This is a genomic window from Rhodococcus sovatensis (assembly GCF_037327425.1).
GTDB lineage: Bacteria > Actinomycetota > Actinomycetes > Mycobacteriales > Mycobacteriaceae > Rhodococcoides > Rhodococcoides sovatense.
Map to the genome: position 1 here is coordinate 1,074,882 of NZ_CP147846.1, position 21,931 is coordinate 1,096,812.

Sequence of the window (21,931 nt, forward strand, 5' to 3'; positions counted from 1 at the left end):
CGCATGAAACCCGAGAGGACCATCGTGACCGCCGAATCCACCACCGGATCCGACATCTTCGAAGACCGTCGACTCGCTCGCAACCCAATTGCGATCGTCGGAATGTCCGGTTTGTTCCCGAAAGCCACGAGCCACCGGGAGTACTGGCAGAACATCGTCGACGGTGTCGATTGCACCGAGGAGGTTCCGGCGTCACGGTGGAGCCTCGACGACTATTTCGACGCCGACAGGACTGCCCCGGACAAGACCTACTCCCGCCGTGGAGCGTTTCTCCCCGACGTCGATTTCGATCCCCTCGAATTCGGATTGCCGCCCAACCAGCTCGAAGTGACGTCGACGATGCAGACGCTGAGTTTGGGCGTTGCTCGTGATCTCCTGATCGACGCCGGTGCGACGGGATCGTCCTGGTACGACCCTGTTCGCACCGGTGTCGTCCTCGGCACGACCGGCCCTGTTCCGTTGATGCATCCGCTCGCAGCGCGATTGTCCACGCCGATCCTGAAGGAGGCGGCGCGCAGCTGTGGACTGTCGACCGAGGACGTCAACGCGATCGCCGACAAGTTCACCGCAGCGTTCGCGCCGTGGGAGGAGAATTCGTTCCCCGGTCTGCTCGCCAACGTGGTCGCGGGCCGCGTCGCCAACCGGTTCGGACTGGGCGGTATCAACTGCACGGTGGATGCCGCGTGTGCGGCCTCACTCGCAGCGTTGCGGACCGCTGTCGCAGAACTGCTGGACGGCCGGGCCGACACGATGATCACCGGTGGCGTGGACACCGAGAACTCGATTTTCATCTACCTGTGCTTCAGCAAGGTCGGTGCGCTGTCGCCGACCGGGCAGATCAGCCCTTTCTCTGCACAAGCGGACGGCACGCTGCTCGGCGAGGGCATCAGCATGGTTGCGCTCCGCCGTCTGTCCGATGCTCAGCGCGACGGCAACCGCATCTACGCGGTCATCCGTGGCCTCGGCTCATCGAGCGACGGGAGGTCCAAGAGTATCTACGCCCCGCGCGCGGAAGGCCAGCGGATCGCGCTCGACCGCGCCTACGCCGATGCCGAGTGCTCACCTGCCTCGGTCGAATTGTTCGAAGCTCACGCGACAGGTACTGCTGTCGGGGACCGAACGGAAATCGAAGCGCTCGGTGGTTTGTTGCGTGACGCGGGTGACGAGACGTCGTACGCCGCTGTTGGAAGCGTGAAGTCGCAGATCGGCCACACCAAGGGCGCCGCCGGAACCGCGAGTCTGATGAAGCTCGCACTAGGGCTGTACCACAAAGTTCTGCCCGGCACTATCAACGTCGATGCGCCGAACGCCGGAATCGATTCGGACGCCGCGCTGTACGTCAATACCGCCACGCGTCCGTGGATTCGTGACCCGCAGCGACCGGTGCGCCGCGCTGCGGTGTCGGCAATGGGATTCGGTGGCACCAACTTCCATGTCGTGCTCGAGGAGAGCGACACACCCCGCGCGGACGTACGTCCGCTGCACTGCGTGCCCCGTGTGCACGTGTGGCATGCCGTCGATGTCGACTCGCTGATCGACGCCGTCCGCGCCGGTGAGTCGGTCGACGGCGGCGAGATACCGAACGACCATGCGCGACTAGGTTTCGTCGCAGTCGATGACGAGGACGAGGCACAACTGCGCGAACTGGGCGTTGCCCAACTGACCCGCAATCGAGACTCCGAGCAGTGGAGTCATCCGGAGGGCCTCTTCTTCCGTGCCGCTGCATTGCCGCACATCAAGGTCGGTGCATTGTTCGCCGGGCAGGGCAGTCAGTACGTCGACATGGGGACCGACGCACTTCTCAACACACCGCCGGTTGCCGAGTCGTTCGACCTTGCGAACATAGCGTTCACGGACGCTACCGAACGATTGGGTCGAATCGTGTTCCCACCGCCGGCATTCGACAACGAGACGCGCGAGCGACACGACGCCACTTTGCGTCGAACTGAATTCGCGCAGCCCGCCATCGGTGCGCTCTCGGTTGGGCAGTACCAGTTCTTCCGGGAACTCGGTTTCGAAGCAGATGCTCTGGCCGGCCACAGCTTCGGCGAGCTGACGGCGCTGTGGGCGTCGGGCGCACTCGAGACCGGCGACTATTTCACTCTGGCGCGTGCCCGCGGTGTTGCGATGGCACCGACGTCCGACGCGGACAACGGAACGATGCTCGCTGTCGCTGCAGACCGCGATGTCGTGGACGCGATCGTCCACGACATCGACGACGTCTGGATCTGCAACCACAACGCACCCGATCAGGTGGTTGTCGGCGGTGGACGCGTTGCGATCGACGCGGTGATCTCGTGCGCGGCCGAACGTGGTGTCGCCACTCGTGAACTCCCGGTGTCGGCCGCCTTTCACACTCCGTACGTCGCGCACGCCGTCGATGCGTTTGCACCTGCAGTCGACGCTGTCGGCGTCGGAACACCGTCCATTCCCGTCTACGCCAATTCGCCGGACCGCCAATACGGATCCGACACCGCTGAGAACGCCGCGATGCTCGTCGAACAACTGCTCAAACCAGTCGAATTCGTCGCATCGCTCGAAGCGATGCACGCCGACGGGTGCACCGTGTTCGTCGAGTTCGGCCCCAAGAAAGTCCTTACTTCGCTGGTTCATCGCACTCTGGGCGACGACGTGGTTGCCATCGCCACGGACATCGGCCCGCTCGGAAACAGCGACCTCGCGCTCAAGCGTGCGGCCGCTCAGCTGATCGTGCTTGGTGTGACGCTGAACCACGCCAACCGTTACTCCTCGACGCCGCCGGCTCCGCACACCGGGAGCGGTATGACAGTCGCGCTGTCCGCACCGGAATACGTGCCGCCGACCCGTCGTGCGGCCTACGCCGATGCACTCGCCGATGGGTACCGAGTGTCCGCACTCACTCCCACCGTCGCCGTCCCGACGACATCGACAGTTCCCGCTCCGGCTCCTCCTGTCCAGCCCACGCCCGCCCCTTCGGCAACTCGACCCTCGGAGACGACCGTGCCTTCCAACGATCCGCGTCCAACGACAAACGAGTCATCACCCCTTGCCGCGCACCTCGACACCCATGACCGATACCTCGACGGCCAGCTCGAACTCGCACGCCACCTCGCCGAGGCTCTGAGCACCGACCGGATCGACGACGGATTGATCCGAGCGATCGAAGCGGTCAAAGACCACGGTGTGGCGATCAGTCATAGCCACACCCGTGCGACCGAGGTCCTGGGGCGGATCGCCGAACTGGAGATCGCGGGTGGAATCTCCGACCCCGCGCAGTTCCGACACGCGACTTCGACCCCATCGATACCGGTTGCGGCACAGCGCAACACTCAGGAGGCCGCACCCGCTGCGATCGCGCCCGCCTCGCCTGCAGTCCCTGCACCGACCGCACCGATCACGGTGACACAGGAACCGGCCGCGCCGATTCCGACCGTCGTGTCGGTGTCCGAGGAGGCCGCGGGCGTCAGCGCCGACCAACTGCGCAGGGCCCTGCTCGACGTAGTGGCCGACAAGACCGGTTACCCGGTCGAGATGGTGGATCCGTCGATGGATCTCGAAGCCGATCTCGGTGTCGATTCGATCAAGCGGGTTCAGGTGTTGGGCGCTGTGCAAGAACGGTTCCCGTCGCTGCCCAGTCTCGGACCCGAGCAGCTCGGAACGTTGCGCACCCTCGACCAGATCGTCGACCTGCTGGCTCAGTCGACACCGAACCTCCCCGCACCAGAACCTTCCGCGCCCGAACCTGCGCTGCCCAGTCCACCTGAACCATCGCCGTCGGGTATATCCGCCGACGCTCTTCGCGCGGCCCTGCTCGATGTTGTCGCCGACAAGACCGGTTACCCGGTCGAGATGGTGGATCCGTCGATGGATCTCGAAGCCGATCTCGGTGTCGATTCGATCAAGCGGGTTCAGGTGTTGGGCGCTGTGCAAGAACGGTTCCCGTCGCTGCCCAGTCTCGGACCCGAGCAGCTCGGAACGTTGCGCACCCTCGACCAGATCGTCGAGCTCCTTGCCGCAGGGAGTGATGTCCACCCAAAAGCTGAAGCCGCGGCGACCTCGCCGCGGCACACCGTCGAACTCGCTGCTCTTCCTCCAGTGGACCGAATCGAAGGATTGTTCGGAACCGGCACCACCGTAGTGATTTTGGACCTCACAGATGATGGCGCCGATGCGGCCAGCCTCACGAGTGGGCTCAGCGAACGCGGCTGGTCCGTCGACCATGTGCCCTTGACCGGCACCACGAACGATATCGAGAGAACCGTTGCGGGAGTGTTCGACGCCGACGTGTCGCTCGCTGTCGTCGTGGCAGGTGCGTCGAGTGAGTGGTCGGTGGCAAGCCATCGACTCTCGGCGGCTTTACTTGCCGCCAAACACGCCTACGCGTCCCTCGAGCGCTCCGGCGGGCCCCGGTCGGCATTCGTGACCTTGACTCGTCTCGACGGAGCGCTTGGTTTCGCCGGAACAGTCGACCCTGTGTGCGCGTTGATCGGCGGCGTCGGTGGCATCGTGAAAACGCTTGCTGCCGAGCGGCCCGGTCTGTTCTGCCGCAACATCGACGTCCATCCGGCTGTCGGTGCCGATGCGCTCGTAGACACACTGCTGGTCGAAATTTCGGACGCAGCCATCGACACGCCCGAAGTTGCGATCGACGACATCGGTGACCGGTGGACGATCGTTCCCAGCCTGCACGGCGCGTCGTCATACACGGTTGTCGATCCAGCCGCGACCATGAGCGCCACCGAATTGACCGAGTCCGACGTGGTTCTCGTGACCGGAGGGGCGCGGGGTGTGACGGCGCTGTGCGCACGCGAACTCGGCCGACATACGGCCGCACGGTTCGTCCTCCTCGGGCGCACCGACCCGGACCCCGAACCCGACTGGGCGCACGGTGTGAACGACGAGGGCCTGCAGGCGGCTGCACTGACGGTGATGGGCAAATCCGGCGCCGCACCCCGCGACATCGGACGAGCCTGCGCAGCGGTCCGGGCCGGCCGCGAAATCGCCGAGAGCCTGGAGGACCTCGGCGATCGCGCACAGTACATCGCGGTCGACGTCACCGACGTCGACGCGGTGGGAGCGGCCCTGAGCTCGCTGGCATCCGAGGTCACCGTCGTGGTGCACGGTGCGGGTGTGCTCGCCGATTCGGCGATCGGCGCCAAGACGGTCGCCGAGATCTCCCGAGTCCTCGATCCGAAGATCACCGGACTCGGCGCCGTGTTGGCCGCGCTCGATACGAGCCACGGGCCCCTACGCAGGATCGTGCTCTTCACGTCCGTCGCTGGGCTGTACGGAAATTCCGGGCAATCGGACTACGCGGCTGCGAACGAGGCGCTCACCCGGTTCGCTGCAGCTCACGTTTCCTCCCGACCCGAGCTTCACGTGACGGCGATCGATTGGGGCGCGTGGGACGGCGGTATGGTCACGGCCGAGTTGCGCGAGCACTTTCTCGGACGCGGTGTGACCTTGCTCGATCCCAGTGTCGGCGCACGCGCCTTCGCCGAGCAGTTCACACCTGACCGCTGCGACGACGTCGTGGTGTTGGTAGGCGAAGCCACATCGCTGACCGAAGGATCTCCGACGCTGGGAGAACCCTTCGTCGCCACCAGGCGGCTCGCGCAGCTGGAGACGAATCCGCTGGTTCAGGCGCACCGAATCGGCGCGTACCCTGTGCTTCCTGCGACCTTCGGTCTCGGCGCAATGATCAACGTCGTCGAGCGTGCATACCCGGGCCGGACCGTCACAGGAGTCCGAGATTTCCACGTGCACAAAGGGATCGTGTTCGACCACCCGATCGAGTCGATCGAGATCCGTGTCGCACCCGACGACGACCGCACCGTTCGGGTGTTCGTCACCGGCGGCGACAAAGCCAAGACGATCTCGCACTACGTTGCGACCATGGATCTCGACGGGCTTCCTGTGCAGGCTCCTCGGCTCCGTGCACCTCGTTTCGGTGCCGGAGTACCAGCCGACGAGTTGTACCGCGATGCCAGGCAGTTTCACGCGCCGTTACTTCACGGAATGCGCCGGGTTCTCGCGGACTCGGACACCGAACTGGTACTCGAATGCGAACTCGGTGGTGAGCCGCTCGAACTCGGCGCGTATGCGGGAGTGCTACACAATCCCGTACTCGCCGACGTCATTCTGCAGGGGCCGCCGGTACTCGGTCATCGGCTGCTGCACTCGGCGTGCCTACCCCTCGGCATCGGTCGAATCGACTACTACGCACCGCTTCCGTTGGGGGAGCCCTGGGCAGTGGTGGTCGACAACCCACGAGCGGGGACGACCGACGTGACCATCGACGCCACCGCAATCGGGGCCGACGGCACCGTCCTTCAGAAATTCTCCGCCGTGACAGTAGTCACGACACCTGATCTGTCCGACATGTTCCGCGAATCAGTGAGGCAGTGGTCCCAATCATGAACGACGGCTCAACACGAGACCACGAGGGCGTGCTTGCCTTCGACGGCGAGGCATTCGACCCGGTCGGCTACACATCCGCCCCCGCGATATCCGCACCGGAGGCGTTCGTTCCGAAGTCTTCGGTACCGATTGTCCGGCACCCGAACCCGTTGCGCGAGATCAGGGCTGCGGTCACGGAGGCGCACCGTGCGCACCTCGATGCCTACATGCGCGTCCAGCACGCGATTCTCCGGACCGCTCATACCGCGCCCGCACCGCTGCGAGCGCTCACCGTCGCGCCCGTCACAATGGCGGCCGAAGGCGCCTTCAAACCACTTGCCCGTACCGACCGCCGGACACTCGACCGTGCCGCGCTGGAGTCGTTGTCGCGCGGCGACATCGATGCCGTGTTCGGAGCGGCCTACGAGCAAGCCGAAGCCAATCCCCAGGTCCGCATCGCTGCGACGGCCCCGCTGGGGCTGACCGCAATCACCGACATCGATCTGCGTGGTGGTGCGCTCGGTCGCGGTCGACTGCGCGCCCGATTCGACGGTGATGCCACGAGGGCGGCCGTGCAGGCAGTGGAGACCTTTGCGGTGTACGCCGGCCTGCACCTGTGCCTGGCGGATGCATCGTTGACCGCCACGCCACCGACTCCGCTCGAGACCGGTTCGACCGAACTCGACGTCGTCGTCACTCAGATAGACCTCGTTCCCCGACCGCACGTCATCGCGGAAGTGATCGCGGGCGACGGTCGAAGCGTCAGTGTCACGGTGACCGTCACCGAAGTTCCGGGTTCTGCGATCGGGCCCGGCGCCGGCGGCACGCTCGATCACTGGACCGGCAGGATCGGCCATGGCGGGGAGCGGGTGTTGCTCAACGAGTTCCACATGGCGCATCTCGCACGCGGGGACCAGGGGACAGCACTCGGACCTGAATTCGCGCACTACACCGGGCACCGAGCGACACGGCTGCCGACCGGTGGTTTGCTGTTGGTCGACCGCGTCAGTCGATTCGACGGCACGCGTGGGGTCCTCGACCGCTCGGCGTCGTACGACAGCGAATACGATTCGCCCGCAGACTCGTGGTACTACGCCGACAGCGCCAATTACTCGGTGCCGCACTTCGTGTACATGGAGACGTCACTGCAAGCGGCGCTGTTGATGGGTCTGTACGTCGGCCCCACGCTCACCGCCCCCGATCAGACTCTCAGTCTGCGTAACCTCGGCGGTACGGCAACTGTGATTCGTCAAGTGGACCTGCGCGACAAGACCATTACGCAGTCGTCGCGCTTGCTGTCGACGACCATGTTGCCAGGTTCGTCGCTCCAGACATTCGACTACACCCTCTCGGTCGACGGGGAGGCGTTCTACCGCGGCGAGACGATGTTCGGCTATTTCAGCGACGAGGCACTGGGTAACCAGACCGGACTGGACGCTGGACGAAACAAGCCGACATGGCGAGAAACGAACGTGCCGAGCAGTGTTCGCACGATCGACATCGCCGCGCGACGGAACACTTCGGGTGCGCGCCTGTGCTCGCAGGGTACGTTGGCGCTGCTCGATCACGTCGACGTCGTCGACGGTGGCGGTGATCACGGCAAGGGATACCTGCACGCAGTGCGTCGAATCGATCCGGATGATTGGTTCTTCGCGCGACACTTCTACCTCGACCCCGTCATCCCCGGATCGCTCGGTGTGGAGACGGCGATCCAGGCCGTTCAGGAGTGGATGCTCGACTCCGGGTTCGCTTCGGGCATGACAGATCCGCAGTTCCTGATCCCCGCCGACATCGACTTCACGTGGAAATACCGCGGCCAGTTCCTGCCCACGGATCGGCAATGCGAACTCGAGGTGCACGTCAAGGCTGTCGAGCGCAGGAACGACTCGGTGATTGTGACCGTCGACGCGTCGTTGTGGAAGCCGGGACTTCGCATCTACGAGCTCATCGACCTCGCCGTCGAGCTTTCCGACATCGCGATTCGCAACGGAGCGCTCGGATGACCGCCGTGGTGGCACGGGCGGTGAGCGACGTGCGTTCGGTTCTGCTCGACCTCGACTCGCCGTGCTGGATCGTCACCGATTCAGGCGGAGTCGGCGCAACGTCGGACCCGGCGATGGCAGCGAATACCAGGGTGCTCAGCGCAGTCGGCCCTCTCGCGCCACAATCTATGGGAGACAGCGCGTTCCGCCGATTCCACGGTGTGCGGTACTCGTACGCAGCCGGAGCGATGGCCAACGGTATCGCGTCACCGGACATGGTGATCGCGCTCGCGCGGGCAGGCTACCTCGCGTCCTACGGCGCCGCAGGGGTGATTCCCATCCGCATCGATGCGGCGCTGAACACTATTCGGCAGGCCCTCGGCAACACCCCGTTCGCATGCAATCTCATCCACAGTCCCACCGAACCCGCGCTCGAGAAGGCCATCGTCGACGCGTGCCTCAGGAATGCGGTGACGTGTATCGAAGCGTCGGCTTTCATGGATCTGACCCCGCAACTCGTGCGCTACCGAGTCAGCGGCTTGGCGCTCGGCCGTGATGGCCGTGTCGAGACGCGACATCGGGTGGTCGCGAAGGTGTCCAGAGCAGAAGTAGCCGAGCATTTCCTCCGGCCGGCGCCCGCGAAACTGCTTCGGGCATTGCTCGACTCCGGTGATATCACCGCCGACCAGGCGCAGTGGGCGGAGCACATTCCGATGGCCGATGACATTACCGCCGAGGCCGATTCGGGCGGTCACACCGACCGGCGTCCACTGACAGTTCTCCTTCCCGATCTGATCATGCTGCGCGATCGACTCGCTCGCGAACGACCCGGTCGAACGGAAGTGCGGATCGGCGCAGCCGGTGGCATCGGCACTCCCCAGGCGGTGGCGGCTGCGTTCGCGATGGGCGCCGCGTACGTGGTGACCGGCTCGATCAACCAGTCGTCGGTGGAAGCCGATCAGTCGGACACGACGAAGGCGCTCCTGGCGTCGTCCGGGGTCGCGGACTGCACGATGGCACCGTCGTCGGACATGTTCGAGCTCGGTGTACAGGTCCAGGTGCTGCGGCGCGGAACGATGTTCGCTGCACGCGCACACCGGCTGTACGAGACATACCGCGAATACGACGGCATCGAGTCGATCCCCGCCGTACGCCGCGCCGAACTCGAGAAGTCGATCTTCGCGCGACCGCTCGACGACGTGTGGGCGGGATGCGTCGACTACTTCACCGAACGCGACCCGGGCCAGCTCGCCGGCGCCGAACGTGACCCGAAGCGCAAGATGGCGCTGATCTTTCGGTGGTACCTAGGATTGTCGTCGGGGTGGAGCATCCGTGGAGAATCCGATCGCACGGCCGACTATCAGATTTGGTGCGGGCCTGCGATGGGTGCGTTCAACAGCTGGGTTGCCGGTACGCATCTCGCCGCACCGACGAATCGTCGGGTCGCGGACATCGCGCACCACATGATGTTCGGGGGTGCGTACGCCACCCGTGTGGCGTCACTGCGCAGCGCGGGGGTTCGCTTGCCTGCCCGTGCCGCTCACTACGTGCCGGAGCCGCAACGATGACTGCGCCGGATCGGGCGGCGAGTCTGCTGACGACCGTCGCGCGATACAGCGAGCGATATGTCCGGGACGGCCGTGCCGACAGCACTCGGGTCGAGGCGGACCGAGATCGTTTGCGTGCGGACTTCGTTCGTCCCTTGCCCAGGCGCGGCGAGGAACCGCACGACGTGGTGTCCGAGCTCGTCTCGCGCGGCGAACCGGGGCTGTTGCACTCGGGCGCGCCTACCTTCCTCGGGTTCGTCATGGGCGGTGCGTATCCCGTTGCGGTGGCGACCGAGTGGCTGACGTCGGTGTGGGACCAGTGCGGCGCGCTGTACGCGACAAGTCCCGTTGCGTCGGTCGTCGAAGAGACGGTTGCGCGGTGGTTGATCGACCTGTTCGGGCTTCCGTCGGGCGTGTCGGTCGGTGTCACCACCGGCTGTGCGACGGCGAACCTGACGGGGCTCGCCGCTGCCCGTCACGCGGTGCTCGCGGACGCGGGCTGGAACGTCGACGACGACGGCCTGATCGGCGCTCCGGTGCCGCGTATTCTGGTCAGCAAAGGCTGCCACGTCACGGTGTCGCGCGCGATTCGTCTGCTCGGCTTGGCAGGGCAGGTGTACCCCGTCGATGTCGACGAACAGGGCCGGATGTCGTTGCTCGCGTTCATCGATCGTCTCGAGTCGACGACGGGTCCGCTGATCGTGTGCGCTCAGGTCGGCAACGTCGACTCCGGTTCCGTCGACCCACTGACCGACATCTGCCGGCTCACGCATGAGCGTGGGGGATGGGTGCACGTCGATGCTGCATTCGGTATGTGGGCCGCCGCAGGCCCCAGCGTGCGCCGTCACGTGGCGGGACTCGCCGCCGCAGATTCGTGGGCGACCGACGCACACAAGTGGCTGAATGTTCCCTACGACTGCGGTATCGCTCTGTGTGCGCACCCAGACGCGCACCGCGCGGCGCTGCGGACCAGCGCAGAGTATCTGACTGTCGCTACGGGCGGGGACCGAGATCCCGTCGACTATTCGCCCGACATGTCCCGTCGCGCGCGCAGCCTTGTTCTGTGGGCGACCCTGCGCCACCTGGGCAGGGACGGTGTCGCTGACCTGATCGACCGATGCTGTCGACTCGCACGGGAACTCGCGTCGAGCCTCGATGACGAGCCGGGCATCACGGTCGTCAACGACGTCGTCCTCAATCAGGTGCTGGTTCGGTTCGACGCTCCGGACGGTGACGCTGCGGGCCACCTCAGCCGCATCGTCGATACCGTGCAGCGCTGCGGGACGGGGTGGGCCAGCCCCACGACGTGGTTCGGCCATCCCACGCTGCGGTTGTCGGTCTGCAACTGGCAGACCGACAGCGCGGACATCGACCGGTGCATCGCCGCACTGGTCGACGCCCACCGGGAGGCCACGTCACTGCATTGTTCCGCTGCTGCTCCCTTGGAGGAATTCGTATGACCACCGCCAACGTAAGATCCGAACCGACAGTAACCGGTGAACCCGACCTCGACGCCGTCGTCGCGACGCTCACGGCATCCTTCGCGCACGACCCGATCATCGAATGGGCGATACCCACCGTCACCCCTGACCGTAGCCGCTACCTGGATTCGTTCTTCGCCATCGTCACCGAAGACATACTCGACCGCGGCGGTCTTGTTGCGACATCGAGCGACTACGACGCTGTCGTCGTGTGGTCGACGCCTACCGACACAGTGCCGACCGACGACGAGAACGAAGTCTTGCTGGACCGGCTCGAGTCCGCTACCGGGCCCACCGGCCGCCGTGTCCGCGTCCTGATGGAACTGCTCGACGAACATCACCCGACCGACCTTCCGCCGCACTGCCACGTCATGTTCGCCGCCGTGCGCGAACACTCGCGGGGGACCGGTTCGCGAGCTGCTGTGACCGGCGCGCTGCGCGAACTGCGGCTCGCCGACGGTGTCGGTGTCTATGCAGAAGCGTCGAGCGAGCGCAGCCTCAGGCTGTGGGAGCGTCTGGGACTGTCCCGAGTCGGTTCGGAGATTGTACTCCCGGACGGTGGACCGAAGCTGTTCCCGCTCTTCGCAGCACCGTAGGTCCACCAAGGAACGTTGTCCGTCAGAATCAGGGGCACCGGCGGGTCGATTTACTCGACTCGCCGGTGCCCTGATTCGTTTCCTACTTCAGGCCGGAGCGGACGAACGCGTTGACGATGTGACGTTGCAGCACGATGTAGAGGAGGAAGACAGGTAGGCACGCCATTCCTGCCACCGCCATCATCGGGCCCCAGTCGTTGCCCTCGGTGCCCATGAAACTGCGCAATCCGAGCTGCAGGACGGAATTGCTACGCTGCAATACCACTGCTGGCCAGAAGTATTCGTTCCATGAGTTGATGAACAACAGGATGGACAACGCCGCGAGGGCCGGGCGCAGATTGGGTACCACGACTGTCCACAGGATCGACCACGACGACCGGCCGTCCATTCGCGCTGCGGCAACCAGTTCTTTCGGGAAGCTGGTCATGTGCTGACGCAGCATCAGCACGCCGAGAGCCGAACACAGCGTCGGCACCACGACTCCGGCGAGCGTGTTGATCAGACCCATTTGGTACAGCAGAACGTAGTTGGGCAGCATGGTGACCTGGAACGGCACCAACCACGTCCCGATGAATGCCAGGTAGAGGATCTTCTGGAAACGGAACGTGTACATGGCGAACGCGTACGACGCGAGCAATGCAATCAGCAGCTGCGACGCGGCGGAAACGAATGCGACACCGAAGGTATTCAACAGGAGGCCGACGATGTCGACTTTCGATGCGGCGTCGGTGTAGTTCTCGATCGACAGTGGCCACGGAAACGGTGAGAGGGACCCGACATCGTCCGGCCGACGCAACGATGTCGCGAACAGCCAATAGATCGGGAACGCACACACCACCGCAATGACGACCAGGATGGCGTGCCCGCGAATCCGGCGCAGAAGATCGCCGCTACCCTCGACGCTGTCTGCGGCGCCTGTGTTGCGCATTTCAGTTGTCATGAAACGTAATCCGTTCGGAGAGCCAGACGAGGACACCTGCGACAGCGCCGAATCCCACGAAGAGCACGATGCCCGCGGCCGCGCTGAGTCCGGCGTCGAAGCTGTGGAAACCGTAGTCCCACAACAGGTAGTAGATATTGGTCGTCGATTGCGACGGCCCGCCCTGCGTCAGGGTGTCGATCAGCGGGAATGTCCACTGTGCACTGAGCAGGACAGTCATGAGCGTGAGGAACACCAGCGTGGGGGAGAGCAACGGCAGTGTGATCCAGCGATCGATCTGCCACCGCGACGCCCCATCCATCTGTGCGGCCTCGGAGTAGTCGCTGTTCACACCCGCCATGCCGGCGGATACCACCAGCACCGCGAACCCGAGAAAATGCCACCCCGTGATGATGATGATGACCCACTGCGCGGTAGCGGTGTCCTGGATCCAGTTGCGGTCCGAACCGAGGATCCGGTTGACGATCCCGGCGCTCGGATCGAGCAGCCACTGCCACACCGCCGCGCCCGCGACCGGTGCGATCAGGAACGGAGCGAAGATGATGCTCTGGTACATCACCCGTGCTCGCCCGTGCACGCCTCGTGTTGCGAACGAGATCACCACGGGCAGAACGATCGAGAAGGGGAGCAGGGCGAGAATCAGAACGACCGTGCGCCAGATGGAGTCGCCGACGGCCGGTAACTCGAGCAGACGACGGTAGTTGTCCGCACCCACCGCTTCCATGGGTGTCGTGGGCAACAAATTCCACGAGTACGTCGACAACTGAGCAGCCTGGACGAGTGGACGATAGGTCCATACGACGAGCAATGCGATAGCAGGTGTCAGATACAGATAGGGCTGTGCGACGCGCAGCACGCGCGCGATCGACGAATCCCGGATGGTCCGAGTGGGTTCCGGGGCCGTCACCTTGGTCGGTACAGGGCGGTCGAGAACGCTGACGAACACCTCTCACCCAGCCTGGAGTGAGAGTGCCGCGAGCTTGTCGAGAATGTCCTGCATCGACTCGTCGTACACCGTCGCAGACGGCGTGGCTTCGACCGCGGTGGCGACGAAGGTCGACCCGAACACGTCGATGCGGGAGAAGCCGAACCCGACGACACCGCGATGCCGGCCGACAGGCGGTATCGGGTCGACACGGTACGACATAGCAGGGCCCACCCACACCGGAATCCCAGCTATCGAGCCCGAACTTGTGTGGTGGGAGTGACCGCACAGGACCATGCCCACGTCGGACCCGGCGAGAACGGCCTCGAGATGCTCCGAGTGCTGCAGCCGAAGAGAATCGACCGACGTGACCGGTGACGGGATCGGTGGGTGGTGCAGCACCAGGATCGTGCCGCCGGGTGCCGGCTCGGCAAGAGTGTCTGTCAGCCAAGACAGCTGGCTCGGCTCGAGCCTGCCGTCGTGTCTCCCCGCCGTCGTGCTGTCCAGAACGACGATTCGGACTCCACCGATGTCGAAGACGGCGTCGACCGCGTCGACTGGGCCTGCGGGGCCGTTGGACGACGACGGTGACGCGATCAATTCGTGTACGAACGCTTCCCGGTCGTCGTGATTGCCCATTGCATAGATCACCGCGGCACCCAGTGCGTCGGCGGCGGGAACGACCGCCTCCCGCAGCCGGCGGTATGCCTCCGGGTCACCGTCGTCGGTGAGATCTCCCGACAGGACCAGGGCGTCGATGCGCTGCCCCGAGTTCACCAGTCGGTCGAGGACCGTGTGCAGGTTGGCGAGCGTGTCGACGACGCCGTGCACCGTCTCGCCCTCTCTGCGAATGTGTGTGTCCGTCAACTGAACGACGGTGAAATCAGGTCCAGCCATTTCGTGTCCTTTTCCTAGGCGGCTTCGGCAGGGGTCGACGGTCTACTGAGCGGGAAGAAGAGCGGTGCCCTGATCGCGGGCGGCCTGCAGCGTCGGACCCGGATCCGCACCCTGGTAGACGATCGACTCGACGGCGTCCATCATTCCGTCGCGAATCTGCAGGTAGTTGTTGCCGGGCATGGATACCCAAGGCTCCATCGACTCCAGCTGCTCCAAGTTGGGTCCGATCAGCGGGCTCTTCGATGCCCAGTCCGCCAGTCCCTCGGGATCGTCGATGAGCCCGGTGCGCAATGGGAGGTAGCCGATGCCCTGCGAAATCGTGGTGTAGGACTGCTCGCTGGTCAAGAACTTCATGAGTTCCCATGAGGCCCGCTGCTTCGCGGGGTCGGAGGCGAATGTGAACAGCGATGCTCCCGAGTTGGTGGGAACGACGGGCTGGTCACCGAAAGACGGCATCGTGGTCGCACGCAGATCCCATTTGTCCTTGGCGCCCTTGGTGAATGTCCCTTGGATGGCGCTGGTTTCGAGAATCATTCCCATGTCACCGCGAGCGAAAGCCTCGTAACCCTGCTGCTGGCTCAATACCGGTGTCGCTCCGTCGGCGACCAGTTTCTGCGCCATCGTCGTAGCTTCGACGGCCGCCTCGTCGGCGAACTCGAGGGATGTCCGATCCTCGGAGATGACGCGTCCACCGTTCGATCGGACCAGGCTCTGGAAGCACCAGTCTTTCGCTGACTTGGTGAGGCAGTCGAGGTACACCCCGCCCTTGCCGGTCCGGTCGGCAATTGTCTTCGCCGCGCCGGCAACTTCGTCCCAGGTCGACGGCGGATCGGCAGGATCGAGGCCGGCTTGCTCGAAGAGTGTTGCGTTGTAGTAGAAGACAGGTGTGGAGAACACGAATGGGATGCCGTACGTGGTTCCGTCCCAGTCTGCGAGAGTGCGTGCGGTGGGCGCGTACGCGTGCTTCGTTCCGTCGAAGTTCTTCTGAACCTCGTCCTTACCGAAGAGGCCATCGAGGGATCGGGCTCCCAGCTGGTTGATGGTGAAGTCCAGGTCGCTGAACCCGAGCTGTGCCACGTCCGGGGGTGCGCCCGCGACGGTCTGGTTCTGAATGCTCGAGACAGTGTCCGTTGCGGGATTGGGGCTGTTTCCCTGCGGCTTCTGTGCTGTGACGGTGATGTTCGGATGTTGCGTTTCGAATTCGCTGATCAGGGTGTTGAACGTGTCGGTCCACGCACCTGCCAGACCGTAGTTGTAGCTCTCGAAGACGATCGAGACTTGTTGGTCGTCGGTCAGTTCGGGCACCGGTTGGGAGGCGGATGTGGTTTCTGTCGTCGTGGTGCTGCCGAGGCCGCCACACGCAGTCAGCACGAGCGCGCTCGTCACGAGCGCACCCACGCCGAGGAGGGTTCTGTTCATCGTTGCTCCTGGTGAGAGTTGGTTAGGAAGGGCTATGGATCTAGGGAGTGAAGATCTAGGAAGTGAAGACTGGGATGCCCGTCTCTCGAGCGGTGGCATCGGTATCGGCAACCGTTTCCGCGGTGTCGGCAACCGCGTCCTCGGGCTGCCAGACCAGTCGACGCCCGGTGTCGCGGTCGAACAGATGAAGGTCGGACTTGTCCAGGCCGAGGTGGAGGGTATCGCCGGGTCGCACCCCGGCCGGCCGGGGCACTCTCGCGCAGAGGGTATTGGGCCCCACTCGCACATGAACGAGTTCTTCGCTCCCGAGGTTTTCCACCGTGGCAACCGTGGCCGGAGTACCGACACCGTCGTGGCGTAGAACAATCCGTTCCGGGCGAACGCCGATGGTCACGCTGCGAGCGGCGCCACCGTTGGCCGAGATACCTAGCGGCACAAAAAGATCGGGTGCCTCCGCATACAACTCGCGGTCTCGGTTCACTACGTCGGCCGCCAGGAGGTTCATCGGCGGCGCACCGAGAAAGCCCGCCACGAAGGTGGACCGAGGAGTGTCGTAGAGCTCGGTGGGAGTGCCCACCTGCTCCACGCGCCCGTCGTTCATCAACGCGATCCGCGAAGCCATCGTCATGGCTTCGACCTGGTCGTGGGTGACATACAGGAAGGTGGTGCCGATTCGGTTGTGCAGTTCGATGAGCTCGGTACGAGTCGCGCTCCGCAGTTGTGCGTCCAGATTGGACAGGGGTTCGTCCATCAGGAATGCACCTGGTTCGCGAACCATCGCTCGTGCCAATGCAACTCGCTGACGTTGCCCGCCGGACAGTTCCGCTGGACGCCGCCCCAATAGTGGGGTTAGGTCGAGAATCGACGCCACGTTCGCGACGCTCTCAGCGATCGATTGGCGCGATTGCCCACGGGTTCTCAGCGGAAATCCGATGTTCTTCGCGACAGTCAGATGAGGGTACAGCGCATAGCTTTGGAAGACCATCGCAAGATCTCGTTGACGTGGGGGTGCCGAGGTGATGTCGTTGTGGTCGAGCAGGATCCGGCCCGATGTCGGCTGGGCCAGGCCTGCCACCATGCGGAGGAGGGTCGACTTGCCGCATCCACTCGGACCCAGCAGGACCATGAATTCGCCGTCCGCGATATCGAGACTCACGTCGTGGATCGCATGGGTGGTACCGAATTTCTTCGACACCGATTCGAGTTGAATTCGGCTCAACGTGTATCTCCCTGCCGTGCGCTTGATCAGCCGTGCGCTTGATCAGTGGGAACATGCCAACACGCCGTCGTGTACTCGAGGTGAACACCTTCTGCGGGAGTGGAGCGCCGGGGGCAATGTAGGTGCGCGGACCTGGGTCGATAGAACCTTCGGGCGCGTGCGATCGCCGTCACGCACATTCACGAGCATCAGGAGACTTCCGATGCCTGGCCAGCCAGGATAGGCGTCGGCTATCGCCGCACATCGAAACAGGCCGTGCGTCAGAGTATTTCAGGTTCCTGAGCATACGATGTTCAGGTGACTTCGGATAGTGACATCTCCCGAACCGATACTTCGACAAACCAGCACGATCTTCGTCGTCGGACCCTCCTGTGGGGCATCTGCGCGGTGACGTTCATCGTCTACCTCGACACCAGCATCGCGCCGGTGGCGATTCCGACCATCGCAGACAGTCTGGGCGGCGGGGACACTGCCGCGCAATGGATGCTCGACGCGTACACACTGGCCTTCGCGTGCCTCCTGTTGTCGGGTGGGTTGCTCGGCGATCGATTCGGCACCCGACGCATGTTGCTCGGTGGCACCGGCGCGTTCGGGCTCGCATCGATCGTCTGCGCCCTCGCGCCGACCATGAACGTGCTGATCACGGGTCGCGCCTTACAAGGTGTGTGCGCGGCCGTCATTGTTCCTCTGTCGGTCGCGGCGTTGACCACGCACTTCCCCGATCCGATGGCACGGGCGAAAGCCATCGGTCTGTGGGGCGGTACTGCGGGAGTTGCCCTTGCGCTGGGTCCTCTCGTCGGCGGGGTGCTCGTGTCGTCGGCGGGATGGCAGTCCTTGTTCTGGATCAATATTCCCATCGCGGTGTTCGCTTTGGCTGCACTCCGGATTTCCCTGCACCACAAAGCGAGTTCGCGCAGCGGTGGTATCGACGTCGTCGGCCAGGCCCTCTTCGTTGCGGCAGGTGTCGGCGCCACACTCGCGCTCGTCGAGGGTCCGCATCGTGGGTGGGCGCATCCGTTCGTGCTGGTGACCTTCGCGGTTGCCGCTCTGTCGGTGGTGCTGTTCGTGGTGTGGGAGCGTCACGCCGAGCGTCCGATGTTGCCGCCGGGACTGCTTCGAATTCCCGAGGTCTTCGCCGCGTGTGCAGTGAACTTCCTCGGATTGTTCGGTCTCTACGGCGTGCTGTTCATCCTGACGCTGTATCTACAGGGGGAACGAGGTCTGAGTCCGATCGCGACGGGGCTGGAATTTCTCCCGCTCTTCGGTGCAATGGGCGCCGGATCACTGACTGCGTCGTACATCGTCAGGCGCCTCGGTACCCGGCCGACGATGCTGCTCGGGCTCGGATCGATCTGCGTCGGGATGCTGGGCCTGATGTCGATCCCGGCAGGCGCACCGTTCGCGGTCTACGGAGTCGCTCTCACCCTGCTCGGGATCGGCATTCCGCTCTCCGGCGGTGTCGTCGCGATTGCCGCGATGATGAACGCGGTTCCGGCGGAGTCGGTGGGCGCCGCGTCCGGCGCGATGAACACGTTCAGGCAGTTCGGCGCTGTGTTCGGGGTGGCTGCCGCGGCCATCGCGTCGCCGCGGGTGGGTAGCGAGGTGACGTCGATGTCGACGACTTTCATGATCGGTGCAGGGGGAGCGTTGGCGGGCGCGATCCTGACGGCCGTTGTACTGCGGCCGTCAGGACCGCGCCGGTGAGCGGCTGGCAGGTCTCAGCTCACCCGTCCAAGCTCTCCCGTTCGAACCCAGTCGGATGCGACTTGCGCGATCACCGGTGAATCCTTGATCCACTCGAAGTGGTCGCGGTGGATCACCGGGGAATCTGCGTCGATGTGCCACCGGGTCACCGGCGCCGCCGTCAATTTCGATTCCAGGAAGTCGACGTTCGACTTGGGACCGAGACGATCCTCGGCGAGCGAGATGGCCAGAACCCGTGTCGTCATTTCCGCGAGCAGGCGGTCGTAGTTGCGGGACGATCCGGCCGGCCGGTAGTGGCTCGTCAGAGAGTGCCGTGACCAATCGACCATGACGCGGCCCGCCATGGCTCCCGGAATCAGGACGCCTCCTGGCCAGTGTCCCTTGACCCGCGCGACCAAGCCGATCCACTGGATGTCGCGCAGCGCCTCGAACCACCGGCGGATGCCGAACGCGCGCCAATAGACCGTGCCGGTGCCGATTACCGTGACACTGTCGACCGCATCCGGTTCTGCCGCAGCGTAGAGGAGTGACAGCTGACCCCCGAGACTATGTCCGAACAGGTGTAGCTCACTGTCCGGGAAACGTTCTCGCACCGCCGCCGTCACGGCGGGAAGATCGATCTCGATCATCTCGCGGTAGCCGAAATTCGGTTGATCGAGCAGCGGGGGAGTGCATTCGCCCTGTCCGCGGAGATCGCATAGTGCGACCGAAACACCCTGTGCATTGAGGCTTTTCGCGAGATGCATGTAGTGCTTGGCCTTCATGACCATTGCCGGGAGGATGAGAACTACCGGAGCCGACGGGTCCGCCGCCGGCATCAATCGAACCGTGAACGTGATCTCGCCCGGAACCTCGACGGGCAAAGATTCGAGCAGCGAGTATGCGGAGGGTCGCCGCGTCGATGTGCCGTTCTCGGCGGACTGTCCGGTGGGTGTTCCTGAGGTGGTGGACATCGGCTATTCCTTCCCGTCGTTTACGACGACATCGCACACATAGTCGAAGGTGAATTTCGCGACGGTGACGTCGTCGTCGTTTACCATCATTGCTTTGCCGGTGAGCTCGAAGCGTGCGTCGGACTCGGCGGCGAGGATGGCTCGCATTTCGCGCTCGTCGACGGTTGCGATCGCACGAATTCGTCCCGAGGCGGGTTTGCGATACGTCGAGTTCGCCGAGCGCACTACGAGACTTTCGACGATGTGCAGCCTCGTTGCGGCGGCACCGACGAACGCTGCGGCCCCGGCGATATCGGCAGCGGTGAACAACGCGCCCGCGTGGACGGTGTTCATGTGGTTCACCACGTGGGGTTCGCGAGGGATATCGACGACGGCCCGATCGGGTCCGATCTCGGTGACGGTTGTTCCCACGTGCTTGCCGAACGGCACGAGTGAGTTGGACACCGATCGAAGACGTTCGTAATCGGGTGCATCGCCGTTGATGTTGCCGAACGCGGCGGCGAACAGTCCGACCCGGCGGCCGGTGGTGGACAGGGACACGATGTGCTCCGTTCTTCTTGCGTGAAATGGATGGTCAGCGGAAGGGACGCAGTACTCGGCGCGCTATGGACCACCGAAGAACTTCCGACGGGCCCTCGTAGATGCGGAAAGCGCGTGCCTCGACGAGGAACCGGGCGACGAGGTGGTCTTCACACACGCCGAGCCCCCCGTGGAGCTGGACCGATCGATCGAGAATTCGCCACACGGCTTCCGAGACGAATGTTTTTGCGATGGAGGCGCTGTGGCGGGCTCCGGAGGAGTCGGCACCCTCGATGTCGATGATCTCCGCAGCTCGTCGGATCAGACCGCGTGAAGCTTCGATATCGATCTCGCTGTCGGCGACATGGGCTTGCGCCATTCCGTGGTCAGCGATCGGAACACCGAAGGACGAACGGCCGACAATGTGGCGGGCAGCCATTTCATGAGCCCGCACGGCCAGGCCGAGCCAATTCATGCAGAAGACCAAACGTGACGGTGCCAACCGAACTCCGGCGTATTGCAGGCCTTTTCCTTCTTCGCCGAGCACTGCATCCGCGGAGACCTCGCACTCGGAGAACTGCACCTCGCAGTGCCCGCCCGGGATGCTGTGGTCGAGGGTAGGCATACGTCGTCCGACGTGCAGACCCGGGTTGTCCTGGTCGACCAGGAACATAGTCGGACCGCTCGGAGTCGCGGCCATGACGATGGTGAAGGCCGCCCCCGCGGCTCCCGTCGTGAAGTGTTTGGCACCGTCGATCACCCAGCCCGATCCGGAGCGGCGTGCCGTGGTCCGCAACATGGCCGGATCGGAGCCCGTCCCGGGAGCCGGTTCGGTCATCGCAATGGACGAGCGGACGTCTCCGGATGCCAGCGGAGCCAGGTAGCGTGCTCGCTGTTCCGGGGTGCCGGCGTGCTTCAACAAGTGGATGTTGCCGTCGTCGGGAGCAGATGCATTGACCGACAACGGACCCAACAGGCTCGCGCCCGACGCCTCGAGGACGCGGGCTTGAGTGCGCATGGACAGTTGCAGGCCGCCGTACTCGGTGTCGGACAGGGGGCCGAAGACGCCGGCGTCCTTCGCCTTGCGTTGCAGTTCGAGACGCATCTCGTCGTCGACTTCGCGGCCGTCGACTACGACCTCACGCTCGACGGGCAGAACGTGTTCCTGAATGAAGGCAGCGGTCCTGGTGACCAGCAGATCGACTGTCTCGGGGGTATCGGATCTTTCGATGCGATCGATGTCTCGTTCGACGGTTGTCATGACGTCCAGTGTCGTTCGGCGGGTCGTGCGCGCGGGGCCGCGATAGGCGACGCCGATCGCACGACATCGATGGGACCCACGGTGTGCGGCGGCCACGGTATTCCCCGAGC

General features: G+C 64.4%; 14 protein-coding genes. 6 read left to right on the top strand and 8 right to left on the bottom strand.

Annotated elements, in window-relative coordinates; genetic code table 11:
* Positions 1-24: 24 nt before the first annotated feature.
* Genes WDS16_RS04990 through WDS16_RS05010 form a run of 5 tightly spaced genes read left to right on the top strand, consistent with a single transcriptional unit; the run spans position 25 to position 11,984 of the window.
* Positions 25-6,399 (top strand): SDR family NAD(P)-dependent oxidoreductase, encoded by a 6,375-nt coding sequence (locus WDS16_RS04990; protein ID WP_338890972.1) that lies wholly within the window; start codon positions 25-27, stop codon positions 6,397-6,399.
* On the top strand, positions 6,396-8,381 hold the full coding sequence (locus tag WDS16_RS04995) for a beta-ketoacyl synthase (RefSeq protein ID WP_338890974.1): 1,986 nt from the start codon (positions 6,396-6,398) through the stop codon (positions 8,379-8,381). The genes WDS16_RS04990 and WDS16_RS04995 overlap by 4 nt, the downstream gene beginning before the upstream one ends.
* Positions 8,378-9,928 (top strand): PfaD family polyunsaturated fatty acid/polyketide biosynthesis protein, encoded by a 1,551-nt coding sequence (locus tag WDS16_RS05000; protein WP_338890976.1) that lies wholly within the window; start codon positions 8,378-8,380, stop codon positions 9,926-9,928. The genes WDS16_RS04995 and WDS16_RS05000 overlap by 4 nt, the downstream gene beginning before the upstream one ends.
* Positions 9,925-11,367, top strand: coding sequence for a pyridoxal phosphate-dependent decarboxylase family protein (locus tag WDS16_RS05005; RefSeq protein WP_338890978.1), 1,443 nt, complete (start codon positions 9,925-9,927; stop codon positions 11,365-11,367). The genes WDS16_RS05000 and WDS16_RS05005 overlap by 4 nt, the downstream gene beginning before the upstream one ends.
* Complete coding sequence (locus tag WDS16_RS05010) at positions 11,364-11,984, top strand: hypothetical protein (RefSeq protein ID WP_338890980.1); 621 nt, start codon at positions 11,364-11,366, stop codon at positions 11,982-11,984. Before WDS16_RS05005 ends, WDS16_RS05010 begins: the two co-directional genes overlap by 4 nt.
* A gap of 82 nt (positions 11,985-12,066) precedes the next feature.
* Here the strand turns inward: WDS16_RS05010 and WDS16_RS05015 are convergent, their stop codons facing one another.
* From WDS16_RS05015 to WDS16_RS05035, 5 genes are read right to left on the bottom strand one after another with little or no spacing between them, the layout of a single operon-like run.
* Positions 12,067-12,924, bottom strand: a complete 858-nt coding sequence (locus WDS16_RS05015; RefSeq protein ID WP_338890982.1) for a carbohydrate ABC transporter permease — start codon at positions 12,922-12,924, stop codon at positions 12,067-12,069.
* Positions 12,914-13,870 carry a carbohydrate ABC transporter permease gene (locus WDS16_RS05020; protein ID WP_422395757.1) on the bottom strand — a complete coding sequence of 319 codons (957 nt, stop codon included), beginning with the start codon at positions 13,868-13,870 and terminating at the stop codon, positions 12,914-12,916. The genes WDS16_RS05015 and WDS16_RS05020 overlap by 11 nt, the downstream gene beginning before the upstream one ends.
* A 3-nt stretch (positions 13,871-13,873) precedes the next feature.
* Complete coding sequence (locus tag WDS16_RS05025; RefSeq protein WP_338890983.1) at positions 13,874-14,746, bottom strand: metallophosphoesterase; 873 nt, start codon at positions 14,744-14,746, stop codon at positions 13,874-13,876.
* Between the two features lie 42 nt (positions 14,747-14,788).
* A complete protein-coding gene (locus WDS16_RS05030) occupies positions 14,789-16,165 on the bottom strand; it encodes an ABC transporter substrate-binding protein (RefSeq protein ID WP_338890985.1) in 1,377 nt (458 codons plus the stop codon).
* A 55-nt stretch (positions 16,166-16,220) separates the two neighbouring features.
* The gene (locus WDS16_RS05035; RefSeq protein WP_338890987.1) at positions 16,221-17,384 is read right to left on the bottom strand and encodes an ABC transporter ATP-binding protein; all 1,164 of its coding nucleotides are present in this window, start codon (positions 17,382-17,384) and stop codon (positions 16,221-16,223) included.
* A gap of 297 nt (positions 17,385-17,681) precedes the next feature.
* On the opposite strand from WDS16_RS05035, the gene WDS16_RS05040 reads away from it, so the two are divergent.
* Complete coding sequence (locus WDS16_RS05040; protein WP_338890989.1) at positions 17,682-19,088, top strand: MFS transporter; 1,407 nt, start codon at positions 17,682-17,684, stop codon at positions 19,086-19,088.
* 14 nt (positions 19,089-19,102) lie between these two features.
* On the opposite strand, the gene WDS16_RS05045 is transcribed toward WDS16_RS05040, so the two are convergent.
* Genes WDS16_RS05045 through WDS16_RS05055 form a run of 3 tightly spaced genes read right to left on the bottom strand, consistent with a single transcriptional unit; the run spans position 19,103 to position 21,821 of the window.
* A complete protein-coding gene (locus WDS16_RS05045; RefSeq protein ID WP_338890991.1) occupies positions 19,103-20,041 on the bottom strand; it encodes an alpha/beta fold hydrolase in 939 nt (312 codons plus the stop codon).
* A gap of 3 nt (positions 20,042-20,044) precedes the next feature.
* Entirely contained in the window at positions 20,045-20,581 is a 537-nt protein-coding gene (locus WDS16_RS05050; protein WP_338890993.1) for a PaaI family thioesterase, read from the bottom strand.
* A gap of 34 nt (positions 20,582-20,615) precedes the next feature.
* Positions 20,616-21,821 (bottom strand): acyl-CoA dehydrogenase family protein, encoded by a 1,206-nt coding sequence (locus WDS16_RS05055; protein WP_338890995.1) that lies wholly within the window; start codon positions 21,819-21,821, stop codon positions 20,616-20,618.
* Positions 21,822-21,931 lie beyond the last annotated feature (110 nt).